This window comes from Streptomyces tailanensis (genome assembly GCF_008386495.1).
Lineage (GTDB): Bacteria > Actinomycetota > Actinomycetes > Streptomycetales > Streptomycetaceae > Streptomyces > Streptomyces tailanensis.
In genome coordinates this window covers 38,071-50,848 of sequence record NZ_VTHJ01000006.1, presented here as the reverse complement: position 1 = coordinate 50,848, position 12,778 = coordinate 38,071, and the positions used below count along the sequence as shown (strand labels likewise).

Genomic DNA, 12,778 nt, shown 5'->3' with positions numbered 1-12,778 from the left:
TCGTGGCTGGTCGCGCAGTTCCCCGCGTCCCTTACAGGGCGCTCCCGCTCACCTCTCTCAGAGAAGGACCCATCCCATGCGCAAGGCAACCCTCCGCCGCTCCTGCGCGGCCCTCGCCGCCGTCACCTCGTTCGCTCTCGCCGTCACCGCCTGTGGTGGTACGACGAAGAGCGACGTCAAGGACGAGGGCGCCTCGGCGGCCGCCACCGGTAAGGCCGACCCGAACGCCGAGCTGAAGAAGGGGCTGACCGTCGGCTTCCTGCCGAAGCAGGTCAACAACCCGTACTTCACCTCCGCCGACAAGGGCGGCGAGGCGGCCCTGAAGGAGCTGGGCTCCAGCTACAAGGAGGTCGGCCCCTCCAGCGCCACCGACACCTCCGGCCAGGTCTCCTACGTCAACACGCTCACCCAGCAGCAGGTCGACGCGATGGCCGTGTCCGCGCAGGACCCGGGCGCCCTGTGCACCGCGCTCAAGCAGGCCATGAGCAACGACATCAAGGTCGTCACCTACGACTCCGACACCAAGCCGGAGTGCCGCAACGCCTTCGTCTCGCAGGCCAGCGCCGAGGACCTGGGCCGCACCGAGGTCCAGCTGCTCGCCGAGCAGATCGGCTACAAGGGCGAGATCGCGATCCTGTCGGCCGCGCAGACCGCGACGAACCAGAACATCTGGATCGACTTCATGAAGGACGAGCTGAAGGACCCGAAGTACAAGGACATCAAGCTCGTCAAGGTCGCGTACGGCAACGACGACGCCCAGCAGTCCTTCCAGCAGACCCAGGGCCTGCTCCAGGAGTACCCGAACCTGAAGGGGATCATCTCCCCGACCACGGTCGGCATCAAGGCGGCCGCGCAGTACCTCTCGGGCTCCAAGTACAAGGGCAAGGTCAAGCTGACCGGTCTCGGCACCCCGAACGACATGCGCAAGTACGTCAAGAACGGCACCGTCGAGGCGTTCGAGCTGTGGGACCCGTCGAAGCTCGGCGAGCTGGCCGCGCGTACGGCCGTGGCGCTGGTCTCCGGCCAGATCACCGGCCAGGAGGGCGAGACCTTCACCGCCGGTGACATGGGCGAGTACACCATCGGCAAGGACGGTGTGATCAGCCTCGGCAAGCCGACCGTCTTCAACAAGGACAACATCGACGACTTCGACTTCTAGTCACTTCTGGTCGTCGCAGGTCGCTTGACCACCCCCCACCCCTCTCACCCAGGAGCGGTCTCTCATGCAGCGCGTCTGTTTTCTGCTCAAGGTCCGTGAGGACCGGATCGACGAGTACCGCGAGCGGCACGCCGCCGTGTGGCCGGAGATGCTCGAAGCGCTCTCGGCCACCGGCTGGCACAACTACTCCCTCTTCCTGCGCGACGACGGCCTGCTCGTCGGCTACCTGGAGACCGAGGACTTCCAGGCCGCGCAAGCCGGCATGGAGGCCGCCGAGGTCAACGCCCGCTGGCAGAAGGAGATGGCGCCGTTCTTCGAGTCGCTGGACGGCGCCCGGCCCGACGAGGCGATGATGCCCCTCACCGAGGTCTTCCACCTCGCCTGAGCTCTTGTTACACACGACACGACCCTCTCCCCGTTCCCCACCTCGCTCGACAATGGAGTCCCCGAGATGAAGAGACGTACGCTGCTGGGCGCCGCCCTCGCCGGTGCCGTGGTGACCCCCGCCCTGGGCTCGGCCACCGCCAGCGCCGCCGACCCCGGTCCCTCCGTCACCCAGACCGGCAACACGCTGCTCGACAGCCAGGCCATCTTCTTCGTGTCGTACGACGGCCTGGTCAACAACAACGCGTTCCAGAAGAACGCTCTGCTCACCTACAAGGGCTACCAGTACGCCGTCTGGTACACCGCCGACCGCAACGCCGTCGTCGGCCGCCGCGTCCTCGGCTCCAGCACCTGGTCCACCGTCAAGGTCGGCCACACGCTGCGCTACAACGACTCCCACAACGTCATCTCGATGGGCGTCTCCAAGGTCGACGGCCGGCTGCACCTCAACATGGACTCGCACAGCGACGGCTTCACCTACGTCAAGTCCGTGGCCGGCCTGATGGACAACCCGGCCGGGCTGAGCTGGACCACGAGCCGCTTCGGCGCCCCGCAGTCCACCCTGGACGGGCTCGCGCTCACCTCGCAGTTCACGTACCCGCAGTTCATCTCGATGCCCGACGGCAAGCTCCAGCTGAGCTACCGCGCCGGCATCTCGGGCAACGGCCGCAACGCCATCGCCGAGTACAACGGCACCTCCTGGACCAACCTCGGCGAGTGGACGTCCTCCACCGGCACGTACACCAGCGAGCACGGCTCCTCGACGGCCCGCAACATGTACCTGCACGGCATCGACTACGACCGCAACGGGCGCCTGCACGCCATGTTCACGTGGCGTGAGCAGAACGGCGCCGTGATGTGCAACGGCGGCGGCATCACCAACCACGACACGGGCTACGTCTACTCGGACGACCTGGGCCGCACCTGGCGCAACAACGCGGGCGCCGTCGTCGGCACCACCGGCGGCTCCGACAAGGTCTCCGTCACCGACGCGGGCCTCGTCGTGGACGCGCTCAACCCGGACCATTCGCTGATGAACCAGGAAAGCCAGTGGACCGACTCCGCCGGCCGTCCGCACGCCATCATCAGCTACGTCCCCGGCCGTTTCGGCCAGTGCACGACGGGCTACGTCGCCGACCGAACGGCCAACGGCCGTGCCTTCCTCGTCCGCAAGAGCTCCTCCGGCGCCTGGGCGAAGACCGAGATACCGGTGCCGCTGAACTCCAGCCAGCGCACCAAGCTGGTCATGGACAAGTACAACAACGCCTACGCGATCTTCCCGTTCGGCCGGATCGCCGGTGCCTCGGCGGCCTCCGGACACACCGACTGGAGGATCCTGTTCGACGGCTCCGGGCTCAACGCCTTCGGTGAGGTCGTCTTCGACGAGATGCGGATCGCCCAGGACAATGTCCTGTCGGTCTTGTACCAGGTGAAGTCCACCGGTACGACGCCGTCCGCACTCCGCGTCATCGACTTCGCACTGCCCGCCTGATCCCCGTACGACGGGAACGTGCGTTCCTGCACCTGACCGGGCCATTTCTGTGTGGCCCGCAGGTAATGTGAACGTATGCCCGCCGTCCCGCACCTTCCTGGAGGTCCCCTTCCGATGTCGCAGTCGGTGGGTATCAAGGACGTCGCCGCGGCCGCCGGAGTCTCCGTCGGCACGGTGTCCAACGTCATCAACCGGCCGGATTCGGTGGCCTCCGGGACCCGGGCCCGTGTGCTGGCCGCGATCGACCGCCTCGGCTATGTCCGCAGCGAGTCGGCGCGCCAGCTGCGGGCGGGGCGCAGCCGCATCATGGGGCTGCTGGTGCTCGACATGGGCAACCCCTTCTTCGTCGACGTCGCGCGCGGTGCCGAGCGGGCCGCGCGTGACGCCGGGCTCGGCGTGATGGTCTGTAACAGCGCGCAGAGCGCGGGCGAGGAGTCCGAGTATCTGGCGCTCTTCGCCGAGCAGCGGGTGCGGGGCGTCCTGCTCACGCCCGCCGACGCCACCGGGCGCAACATCAATGCGTTCCGCCGGCACGGCATCCCCTTCGTCCTCGTCGACCGGGTCGCCGAGGGCACCACCGAGTGCTCGGTGTCCGTCGACGACGTGGCGGGCGGCGCGCTCGCCGTACGGCATCTGGTCGACGCCGGCCACCGCTCCATCGCGTACGTCAGCGGACCGGCGGGTCTCAACCAGGTCCGCGACCGCCGTACGGGCGCCCTGAACGCCCTGCAGGAGGCGGGGCTCGGCCCGGGCGCCCTGCGTGAACTGCCCACCGAGCGCCTCGACGTGGCCGCCGGCCGTGACGCGGGCGCCCGCCTCCTCGGCCTCGCCGACCGCCCGACCGCCGTCTTCTGCGCCAACGACCTGCTCGCCCTCGGCGTGCTCCAGGCCATGTACGCGGCCGGCGTGAGCGTCCCGGACGACCTCGCCATCGTCGGCTACGACGACATCGAGTTCGCCGCCGCGGCCGCCGTCCCCCTCACCTCCGTACGGCAGCCCGCGGTCACCATGGGGGCCCTCGCCGCCGAACTGCTCCTGGAGGAGACCGAGGCCGAGATCGCGCCCGAGCGGCACGAGCACCGGCGGGTCGTGCTCCAACCGGAGCTGGTGGTACGGCGCTCCAGCCTCTCGGCACGCTGAACAATCTGTGCTGGACTGGACCACGGCCCGGAAACCGTCAGTCCAAGGAGCCCTGTTGTCCGTCAGCTACCGGCAGCCCGGTGTCGTGCTCACCGACCGTCGCTTCACCGTCCCCCTCGACCACGACGACCCGGCGGGGGAGCGGATCGAGCTCTACGCGCGCGAGGTCGTCGCGAGCGACAAGACGGACGCCGAACTGCCCTGGCTGGTCTACCTCCAGGGCGGCCCCGGCTTCGGAGCGAACCGTTTCATCGGCCGTCAGGCCTGGCTGGAGCGGGCCCTGAAGGAGTACCGGGTGCTGCTCCTCGACCAGCGCGGCACCGGCGCCTCCACCCCCGCCAACCGCCAGACGCTCCCGCTGCGCGGCGGCCCCCGTGAACAGGCCGACTACCTCGCCCACTTCCGCGCCGACTCCATCGTCCGCGACTGCGAGGCCATCCGCCCCGAGGTCACCGGCGGCGCCCCCTGGACCGTCCTTGGCCAGAGCTTCGGCGGCTTCTGCACGGTCACCTACCTCTCCACCGCGCCCGAGGGCCTGAACACCGCCGTCATCACCGGCGGCCTGCCGACCCTGGACGGTCACGCCGACGACGTCTACCGCGCCGCCTACCCGCGCATCGAACGCAAGGTCGCCGCGCACTATGCCCGCTACCCGCAGGACGTGGAGCGGGCCCGCCGGATCGCCGGGTACCTCCTCGAACACGAGCCCGTCCTGAACGGCGGCTACCGGCTCACCGTCGAGGCCTTCCAGTCCCTCGGCATCCTCCTCGGCCGCGGCGACGGCAGCCACCGGCTGCACTTCCTCCTGGAGGACGCCTTCGTCACCACCCCCCAGGGCCCCGCCCTGTCCGACGCCTTCCAGGAGGAGGTCCAGAGCCTGCTGTCGTTCGCCGGACACCCGCTCTACGCCCTTGTCCACGAGGCCTGTTACGGCCAGGGCGAGCGCCCCACGGCCTGGTCCGCCGAGCGGGTACGCGCCGAGTTCCCGCAGTTCGACGCCGCCAAGACGCTCACCGGGGACGGGCCGCTGCTGTTCACCGGAGAGTCCGTCCACCCCTGGACCTTCGACACCGACCCGGCCCTGCGCCCCCTGCGCGACACCGCCGGGGAACTGGCCGCCCGCACCGACTGGGCACCCCTGTACGACCCGGCCCGCCTCGCCGCCAACGACGTCCCGGTCGCCGCCGCGATCTACCACGACGACATGTACGTCGACACCGCCCACTCGCTCAGCACGGCCCGCTCGATCAAGGGCCTGCGCACCTGGGTCACCGACGAGTTCGAACACGACGGCGTACGGGCCGGCGGACCGCGCGTACTGGACCGGCTGCTGGCCCTGACGCGGGACGAGGAGTGACGGACGGCGTGTGAGCCGGGCCCCGTTGTCAGTGGTGCGGGCTACTGTGCGCCCATGACCGACGACCCGCAGCAGGAGCAACCGAACCAGCTCAAACCCATGCCCGACGACTGGCGGCGCGCCCTCGCCGTAGTGGCCCACCCGGACGACCTCGAGTACGGCTGCTCGGCGGCCATCGCCGCCTGGACCGACGCCGGCCGCGAGGTCGCGTATCTCCTGGCCACCCGTGGTGAGGCGGGCATCGACACCCTGCCGCCCGCCGAATGCGGCCCGCTGCGCGAGCGCGAGCAGCGGGCCGGCGCCGCCGTCGTGGGCGTGAGCGAGGTGGAGTTCCTCGACCACAGGGACGGCGTGATCGAGTACGGTCTCGCCCTGCGCCGGGACATCGCGGCCGCCATCCGCAGACACCGCCCCGAACTGGTCCTCACCCTCAACCACCGCGACACCTGGGGCGGCGTCGCCTGGAACACCCCGGACCATGTGGCCGTGGGCCGCGCCACCCTGGACGCCGCCGGCGACGCCGGGAACCGCTGGATCTTCCCGCAACTCGTGGAGCAGGGTCTGGAGCCCTGGAACGGCGTCCGCTGGGTCGCCGTGGCCGGTTCCTCGACCCCCACCCACGCGGTGGACGCGACACCTGGCCTCGACCGCGCGGTCGCCTCCCTCCTGGAACACCGCACTTACATCGAAGCGTTGACGAGCCAGGACCCGGAGACCTACGTACGGGAATTCCTCACCGGCTACGCACGCACCACCGGGGAGCGCTTCGGCGGCAGACCGGCGGTGGCCTTCGAGGTGTTCGCCCGATGACGGGCGGTCAGGGCGACTCGGGCGGGGTGCGCCTTGTGCCCTGGTCGGAGGGTGACTTCTGGCTGCTCCGGCGGATCAACAGCCCGAGGATGACCCAGTATCTGGGCGGCCCCGAGACCGAGGAGGAACTCGTCGCCCGCCACCGGCGCTATCTGGAGGTGGCGGAGGGGCAGATGTGCCGGATCACGCTTTCCGACACCGGCGAGACCGTCGGGTCGATCGGCTACTGGGCCGACGAGTGGGAGGGCGAGACGGTGTGGGAGACCGGCTGGCAGGTGCTGCCCGAGTTCCAGGGCCGGGGCCTCGCCGTACGGGCCGCCCGCACGGTTGTCGACATAGTCCGGGACACGGGCACCCACCGCTATCTGCACGCGCTTCCCCGAGTGGAGAACGCCGCGTCGAACGCGGTGTGCCGCAAAGCCGGGTTCACGCTGCTCGGCGAGATGTCCGTCGAGTATCCGAACGGGCAGTGGAGCGTGTCGAACAACTGGCGGCTGGACCTCGCACGCGCATGACCCGCGCGCGGCCGTGTCCGATTCAGGCGGCGAGCGCGTGACCGAGCGTCCGCTGCGGGGCGACGACACTGCCGTCCGGCAGGAGTTCACCGGTGTCGTCGAAGACGATGGTGCCGTTGCACAGGAGGCTCCAGCCCTGCTCGGGGTGGGCGGAGACGATCGCGGCGGTGTGGTGGTGCGGACTGTCGGCGCTGGGACAGGCGGGCCGGTGCGTGCACATGATGTCTCCTCAGGGGATGCGTCCGAGGTGGCTTCCTCAGTCGTAGCGCAGCTTGTTTTCCGTTGTATTAGGGACCCCTCCCGACCCGAAAACTCATCGGTGAGTTCTCGTTAAGGTGAACCGTATGGAACAAAGATCCGGTGACGTCCTCCACCTGCGTGATCTGCGTGCGGACTGCGGCAGTTGCTTCGGGCTGTGCTGCGTGGCGCTGCCCTTCGCCGCCTCGTCCGACTTCGCCGTCGACAAGCCGGCGGGCAAGCCGTGCGGGAACCTGCGGGACGACTTCCGGTGCGGGATCCACACCCGGCTCCGGGACACGGGCTTCACCGGCTGCACGGTCTACGACTGCTTCGGCGCCGGGCAGAAGGTCTCCCAGGTCACCTTCGGCGGCCGGAACTGGCGTACGGGCGGCCGGGAGCACGCCCGGCGGATGTTCGACGTGTTCCCCGTCGTACGCCAACTCCATGAGCTCCTCTGGTACTTGACCGAGACGCTGACGCTTCGCGCCGCCCGGCCGGTGCATGCCGACGTACGCCGGATGCTGGACGAGACGGAGAAACTGACCGGGCGGACAGCGCAGGAATTGGCGGAGTTGGACGTTGCCGCACACCGGCAGCGGGTCAACGAGCTGCTGTTGCGGACCAGCGAACTCATGCGGGCGGGTGCCGGACGCAAGAAGAACCGCCGGAACGCCGACCTCATCGGCGCCCGCCTCAAGGGAGCCGACCTCAGCCGGGCCAATCTCCGGGGCGCCTACCTCATCGCCGCCGACCTGACCGGTGCCGATCTGCGTGGCGCGGATCTGATAGGCGCCGACCTGCGCGACACCGATCTCACAGACGCCGACCTCACCGGCGCCTTCTTCCTCACCCAGCCCCAACTCAACGCGGCCCGCGGCAGCGCCGGGACGCGCCTTCCGACGTCGGTCACCCGCCCCGGTCACTGGGCGGCGTGACGCCGCGGTCGCACCCCGCTGTGGCGAACAGAAGTTCATGTACTGGCGGGTTCTGGTTGGCGTACGCCCCGATCTCGGATAGGTTAGGCAAGGCTTACCTAAGGGAGGTATTGGGATGGGTGACCGTCACACCTGGACGGCCGCGCCCGCCGCGGCGGAGCGTGCCCGCTCGGTGCTCGCGGCGGCGTGGTCCTGTGCGGTGACCGCCGAGGGCGGCCGCGAGGAGTTCGTCGGCGCGCACACCGTCACCGAGGACGGCCGGGTGATCCTGTGCGTCCCCGAGGACAGTACGCTCGTCGCCGCCGCGATCTGCGCACCGCGCGGTGAGCCGTCCGCCGTGCTGGAGTTCGCCGACGTCGCGCCCGTCCCCGTGCGCAACCGTATCCGCGCCCGGCTCTGGCTGGCCGGCTGGTTCGCGCCCAAGGACGGCGACCTGGAGTTCAAGCCCACCCGGATCGTGCTGCGCGAGCCGGCCGGCGCGGTCGTGGTCGACCTCGACGAGTTCGCCGCCGCCGCACCCGACCCGCTGGTCACGGCCGAGTCCCATCTGCTGACGCACCTCGCCGACGCGCACCCCGACGCCGTCGAGCGCCTCACCCGGCTCGTCCCGCACGACAGCCTGCACGGCGCCGTACGCGTCCAGCCGCTCGCCGTCGACCGGCACGGCCTCACCCTGCGCATCGAGCGGGCCCGCGGCAACGGCGACGTACGCCTGACGTTCCACAAGCCCGCCGACACCGTGGCCCAGCTCACCGAGCGCATGCACATCCTGCTCACCCAGGCCACCGCCGCCTCCTGCCCCCGCGCCCTACAGCGGCAGCGCACAGACGGCGACGGGTGACGCGAACGGCTCGCCCGCGGACCGCAGTTCACCGCTCTCGGCGTCGACGTGGAAGACCCCGACCGTGCTCGACCGCTGATGCGCGGCGAACAGCAGGCTCCCGTCCGGTGAGAAGGCGATCTGACGGGGGAACTCCCCGCCCACCGGCACGGTGTCCAGGAGCCTCAGCCGGGCACCCGACTCCTCGACCGCGTAGCGCGTCAGGCTGTCGTGCCCCCGGTTGGCGAGATACGCGTACGAGCCGTTCGGCGTCACGAGGAGCTGCGCGGGATAGCTCGTGCCCGAGCCCGTCCCCGTGGGCTGTGGATCGCCAGGCGTGAGCTTGCCGCTCCCCGGGTCGTAGGCGCAGACCACGACCGTGTTGTCGACCTCGTTGGCGAGATAGGCGTATCGCCCCTCGGGATGGAAGGTCAGGTGCCGGGGACCCGCCCCCGCCCGTGTCCGGGCGCGCGACACCTCGGTCAGCGTGCCCCGGGATTCGTCCAGCCGGTAGGTGTACACCGTGTCGGTGCCCAGGTCGACGGCGAGGACGTGACCGCCGTCAGGGCCGGCGGCGATGTAGTGCGCGTGCGGGCCCTCCTGGCCCGGGCCCGGTGCCGGACTGCGGTGCACGACCAGATCCGTGCGCTCGCCGAGGGCACCCGAGTCCTCGACGGGGTGCACGGCGACACTGCCCGTGCCGTAGTTGGCGCTCAGCAGCCACCGCCCGCTCGGGTGCACCGAGAGGTGGCAGGGGGCCTCGCCGCCGCTGCTCCGGGTGCCGAGGACCTTGCGGTCCGACAGCCGTACGGCGGTCACACCGCCCTCCGCCCGCTCGTTGACGGCGTACAGCGTCCGTCGGTCCGGATGCGCCGCGAGATACGACGGGTCGCCGACGCCGGAGATCGTTCCCTTGCCCGTGATACGGCCGCTCCGGGCGTCGTAGGTGGCGACGCCGATGCCGGTGCCGCCGCCGTCGGCCGAGGTGTACGTGCCGAGGAACAGCGGCCGGGGGCCGGAGGGGGTGGGGGACGGGGTTGCCGTTTGTGCACCCGCTTCCGCCGCCGCCGAGGGTGCTGTCGGCGTCGAGGCGCCCCGCGCCGGTGAGGAGGACGTGGGCCCGGCGGTCGTCCCGTCGGAACCGGAGCAACCGGCCAGGGACGCCGGCACGGCCGTCGCCGCCAGCATGCCCAGGACTCGGCGCCTGCTCCAGCCGCCCGGATTCCGTCCCGGCTCATTCGTCATTCGCGCACCTCGGTCGTCGCTCTTCCCGTCCGTCACCCAACCTTGACGGGTACGAGCGGTCCGGCGCAAAGAACGACGGCGGACGTTGCGCGCCATGCAACGCCCGCCGCCGAGGTCTGCCGATCCGCCGCGCGATGCCCGGATCCGCTGAGGGACCCGTGCCGGGGTTCGCTACCAGTCGCCGTCCTGGATCGGCCTGCCCGGCGCGTCACCGAGTGGCTTCACCTGGCCGGGAGTGGGCGCCTGCCACGGGTCGAAGTCCGTGCCGAGCCAGTCGCCGACGGGCTTCACCGCGCCGAGGGTGTCCGCCGGGTCGACGTCGTGGGCGGCACCCTCGTCGGCGGAGTAGTACTCGAACCAGGGGAGCCCGGCCTTGGTGTAGGCCGCGCGGTCCACGGGCGACGGCGGTGGGGCCTCGCCGGTGATACGACGCCACTCGGGCGGTGTGACCAGGTGCACGAAGATCCGGCCCGCGGGCTGCTCGGCCCAGCTGCCGCTCGGCCAGTCGTCCTTGTAGACCTCCTGGCGCATCGAGCCGCCGACCCCGAGGCCCATCGCGGCCGGAGCCCGGGTCCGGGCCGCGGGAGCGCCGCCCATCGGGGCCGAGCCCGGCGCGGACATCGGCATCGCCGCCCCCGGAGGCATCGGATCGCCGGCCGGCGCAGGAGGCATGGGGGCACCGTACGTGGGCGGAGGCATCGGGGCCGCCGGCACCGGGCCGCCGTAACCACCGACCGGCCCCATGTTCCGCTCCCGCTCGGTGCGCAGCCGCTCCTGCTCCCGCCACCCGGCGAGCTGCTTGTCGTTCAGCGGGAAGGACTGGAGCTGGACCCCGCCGAACACCTCCTCGCCGGTGACCTGGCCCTCGACGGTGGCGCCGAGCCCGAGCGGGACGGCCACGAACTGGCGGACCGTGCCCTTGCCGGAGTTGATGCCGTCGAGCCACGGCTGACGCGGCAGCACCACATAGTTCTGCGGCTTCCGGGTGAGCGTGCTGCTCCATGGCTTGCCCGACACCGCGCACACCTTGCCGACGCCGACCTGGAGCGCGGCCGGTTCCTTCGTACCGCCGAAGTGCAGCCACATGGCCTCGCGCAGATACACCGGGAGCATCACACCGCCGCGCGTCCGCATCTGCTCGGGGGCCGTGTGCGGGTAGTCCTCGACCCGGCGGATCGGGAAGTCGCCCAGCCCCGGCGGGAGTTGGTGCGTACCCGTCTCGGGCAGGCGCAGCGTGCGCTTGAAGCGCACCTGCACACCGCCCGGCAGATGCAGTGTGGTCCCGTCGATCCGCACGGCGCCGCCGGCCATTCCGTACGCTCCCCTCGCTATCGCGTCGTACCTCGTCACTTAGTACGTCCGGTGAGGGCGGACCGGTTCCGCGAAGACCGGTTCCGTCGAAGGGGAGAGGGGATGCGCAGGTGCTCGCGGAGGCGCGTGAGGCGCGGGGAGCGCTCGCGCTGTTCACGGGTGCAACGGTCGAGCTCCTCCAGCAGCCGCTGGGAGCGGTGCTCGGTGTCCAGCTCGTCCAGCATGCGGTTGACCTCCGTCAGCACGGCACCGTGCAGCTGCCACTGGCGGGGGTCCCGCTGGATGTCGTCGAGCAGTAGTTGGGCCAGCTTGTCGCGGGTCGCGGTGGCCGTGGACAGCTCGGCCGCCAGCCGGGCCTCCGCGGACTCGGCGCTGCGGCTGACATCGGTGGTGACCAGCACCGCGAAGCTGACCACCGCGTCACCGATCTCGGCCAGCAGCCGTTCGATGGCCGCCCCCACCTGGGGCGAGAACAGCGGCTCGGGCTCCCGCTCCCGGGCTAGGTCGGTGAGCGTACGGGCCAGCACCCTCAGGACCACCGTGCAGATCTCCAGCGTGTCCAGACCGGTGCGCAGCACGACCCGGTGCAGCAGACCCTCCCGTACGCGCGGATTGAGCTTCAGGCTCTCCTCGGCCTGTTTGAGGGCCGCGTCCACCTCGACGATGTCGAAGTCGAGCTTGCGGGCCTCGTCGAGGTGGGCCTCCGCGGCCTCCACGGGGGTACGGCCGGCGGCCTCCTCGCCGACGCGGATCATCAGCCGCCGCATCCGGCGGGCCAGGTCCTCGATGGACTCACCGGCCGCCTCGACCCACACCGGGGGAGCGAACAGGAAGTTGAAGACGAGCCCGACGACGGCGCCGATCAGCGTCTCGAACACACGGGCCCACGCCGTGTCGCCGACCTCGGTCACCCCGAGCACCAGCATCGCGCTGATCGCCACCTCGGGCACGTACTCGCTGACCCGCACCAGATGGCCGACGGCCAGTGAGGCGAGGATCAGCAGGGCGAGGCTCCACCAGGTGAGACCCACCAGGACGCTGAAGCCGATGGCGATGACGACGCCGGCCACCACCGAGTTCACGCGGCGGATGCCGTTGGTGAGCGTGGCGTAGAGAGTGACCTGGACGACGAGCAGCGCGGTCAGCGGAGCCGTCAGGGGCGCCGCCTCCGAGCTCACCTGCAGGGCTACCACGTAGGCCACCGTCGCGGCCGCCGCCGATCGCACGGACTGCACGATCACCGGATCCTGCCGCCATCGGGCGACCCTGGGGCCGACCGCGGCCCACACACCACGTACGTCTCGCATCCTTGCGCTGCTTTCCTTCCGCCACCTCATCGAACGCATTGTTCGAGGACCTTAACCGGGGTT

The 12,778-nt window shown here is 70.7% G+C and carries 13 protein-coding genes; 9 read left to right on the top strand and 4 right to left on the bottom strand.

The annotated features are described in order from the left end of the window. Window positions 1-76: 76 nt before the first annotated feature. From rhaS to F3T56_RS06955, 7 genes are all read left to right on the top strand, one after another. Window positions 77-1,159 carry a rhamnose ABC transporter substrate-binding protein gene (gene rhaS, locus F3T56_RS06985; protein WP_149823824.1) on the top strand — a complete coding sequence of 361 codons (1,083 nt, stop codon included), beginning with the start codon at window positions 77-79 and terminating at the stop codon, window positions 1,157-1,159. Window positions 1,160-1,223: 64 nt separating this feature from the next. Next, the gene (locus tag F3T56_RS06980) at window positions 1,224-1,544 is read left to right on the top strand and encodes an L-rhamnose mutarotase (protein ID WP_149823823.1); all 321 of its coding nucleotides are present in this window, start codon (window positions 1,224-1,226) and stop codon (window positions 1,542-1,544) included. 66 nt (window positions 1,545-1,610) lie between these two features. Then, window positions 1,611-3,035: a BNR repeat-containing protein gene (locus tag F3T56_RS06975; RefSeq protein WP_149823822.1), complete on the top strand. Its 1,425-nt coding sequence runs from the start codon at window positions 1,611-1,613 to the stop codon at window positions 3,033-3,035. A 114-nt stretch (window positions 3,036-3,149) separates the two neighbouring features. Continuing rightward, window positions 3,150-4,175 (top strand): LacI family DNA-binding transcriptional regulator, encoded by a 1,026-nt coding sequence (locus tag F3T56_RS06970; protein WP_149823821.1) that lies wholly within the window; start codon window positions 3,150-3,152, stop codon window positions 4,173-4,175. A gap of 55 nt (window positions 4,176-4,230) precedes the next feature. Next, window positions 4,231-5,532: an alpha/beta fold hydrolase gene (locus F3T56_RS06965; protein ID WP_149823820.1), complete on the top strand. Its 1,302-nt coding sequence runs from the start codon at window positions 4,231-4,233 to the stop codon at window positions 5,530-5,532. A 54-nt stretch (window positions 5,533-5,586) separates the two neighbouring features. Next, window positions 5,587-6,342, top strand: coding sequence for a PIG-L deacetylase family protein (locus F3T56_RS06960; protein ID WP_149823819.1), 756 nt, complete (start codon window positions 5,587-5,589; stop codon window positions 6,340-6,342). Next, window positions 6,339-6,857, top strand: a complete 519-nt coding sequence (locus tag F3T56_RS06955) for a GNAT family N-acetyltransferase (protein ID WP_149823818.1) — start codon at window positions 6,339-6,341, stop codon at window positions 6,855-6,857. Before F3T56_RS06960 ends, F3T56_RS06955 begins: the two co-directional genes overlap by 4 nt. A 22-nt stretch (window positions 6,858-6,879) precedes the next feature. On the opposite strand, the gene F3T56_RS06950 is transcribed toward F3T56_RS06955, so the two are convergent. Further along, entirely contained in the window at window positions 6,880-7,077 is a 198-nt protein-coding gene (locus tag F3T56_RS06950; protein ID WP_149823817.1) for a DUF5999 family protein, read from the bottom strand. A gap of 124 nt (window positions 7,078-7,201) precedes the next feature. Here F3T56_RS06950 and F3T56_RS06945 point away from each other — a divergent pair, with 124 nt between their 5' ends. Both F3T56_RS06945 and F3T56_RS06940 read left to right on the top strand, forming a co-directional pair. Beyond that, window positions 7,202-8,032, top strand: a complete 831-nt coding sequence (locus F3T56_RS06945; protein WP_149823816.1) for a pentapeptide repeat-containing protein — start codon at window positions 7,202-7,204, stop codon at window positions 8,030-8,032. Between the two features lie 115 nt (window positions 8,033-8,147). Further along, window positions 8,148-8,873, top strand: coding sequence for a DUF2470 domain-containing protein (locus F3T56_RS06940; RefSeq protein ID WP_149823815.1), 726 nt, complete (start codon window positions 8,148-8,150; stop codon window positions 8,871-8,873). Here the strand turns inward: F3T56_RS06940 and F3T56_RS06935 are convergent. From F3T56_RS06935 to F3T56_RS06925, 3 genes are all read right to left on the bottom strand, one after another. Continuing rightward, window positions 8,841-10,097, bottom strand: a complete 1,257-nt coding sequence (locus tag F3T56_RS06935) for a lactonase family protein (RefSeq protein WP_149823814.1) — start codon at window positions 10,095-10,097, stop codon at window positions 8,841-8,843. The genes F3T56_RS06940 and F3T56_RS06935 overlap by 33 nt on opposite strands. Window positions 10,098-10,268: 171 nt before the next feature. Next, window positions 10,269-11,408 carry a hypothetical protein gene (locus F3T56_RS06930; protein ID WP_149823813.1) on the bottom strand — a complete coding sequence of 380 codons (1,140 nt, stop codon included), beginning with the start codon at window positions 11,406-11,408 and terminating at the stop codon, window positions 10,269-10,271. A 35-nt stretch (window positions 11,409-11,443) separates the two neighbouring features. Continuing rightward, complete coding sequence (locus F3T56_RS06925) at window positions 11,444-12,715, bottom strand: FUSC family protein (RefSeq protein WP_149823812.1); 1,272 nt, start codon at window positions 12,713-12,715, stop codon at window positions 11,444-11,446. Window positions 12,716-12,778 lie beyond the last annotated feature (63 nt).

What these genes read in the sequence shown, in the direction of transcription:
- rhaS (WP_149823824.1), top strand. Translation starts at nt 77, where the DNA reads ATGCGCAAGGCAACCCTCCGCCGCTCCTGCGCGGCCCTCGCCGCCGTC.
- F3T56_RS06980 (WP_149823823.1), top strand. Translation starts at nt 1,224, where the DNA reads ATGCAGCGCGTCTGTTTTCTGCTCAAGGTCCGTGAGGACCGGATCGAC.
- F3T56_RS06975 (WP_149823822.1), top strand. Translation starts at nt 1,611, where the DNA reads ATGAAGAGACGTACGCTGCTGGGCGCCGCCCTCGCCGGTGCCGTGGTG.
- F3T56_RS06970 (WP_149823821.1), top strand. Translation starts at nt 3,150, where the DNA reads ATGTCGCAGTCGGTGGGTATCAAGGACGTCGCCGCGGCCGCCGGAGTC.
- F3T56_RS06960 (WP_149823819.1), top strand. Translation starts at nt 5,587, where the DNA reads ATGACCGACGACCCGCAGCAGGAGCAACCGAACCAGCTCAAACCCATG.
- F3T56_RS06955 (WP_149823818.1), top strand. Translation starts at nt 6,339, where the DNA reads ATGACGGGCGGTCAGGGCGACTCGGGCGGGGTGCGCCTTGTGCCCTGG.
- F3T56_RS06950 (WP_149823817.1), bottom strand. Translation starts at nt 7,077, where the DNA reads ATGTGCACGCACCGGCCCGCCTGTCCCAGCGCCGACAGTCCGCACCAC.
- F3T56_RS06945 (WP_149823816.1), top strand. Translation starts at nt 7,202, where the DNA reads ATGGAACAAAGATCCGGTGACGTCCTCCACCTGCGTGATCTGCGTGCG.
- F3T56_RS06940 (WP_149823815.1), top strand. Translation starts at nt 8,148, where the DNA reads ATGGGTGACCGTCACACCTGGACGGCCGCGCCCGCCGCGGCGGAGCGT.
- F3T56_RS06935 (WP_149823814.1), bottom strand. Translation starts at nt 10,097, where the DNA reads ATGACGAATGAGCCGGGACGGAATCCGGGCGGCTGGAGCAGGCGCCGA.
- F3T56_RS06930 (WP_149823813.1), bottom strand. Translation starts at nt 11,408, where the DNA reads ATGGCCGGCGGCGCCGTGCGGATCGACGGGACCACACTGCATCTGCCG.
- F3T56_RS06925 (WP_149823812.1), bottom strand. Translation starts at nt 12,715, where the DNA reads ATGCGAGACGTACGTGGTGTGTGGGCCGCGGTCGGCCCCAGGGTCGCC.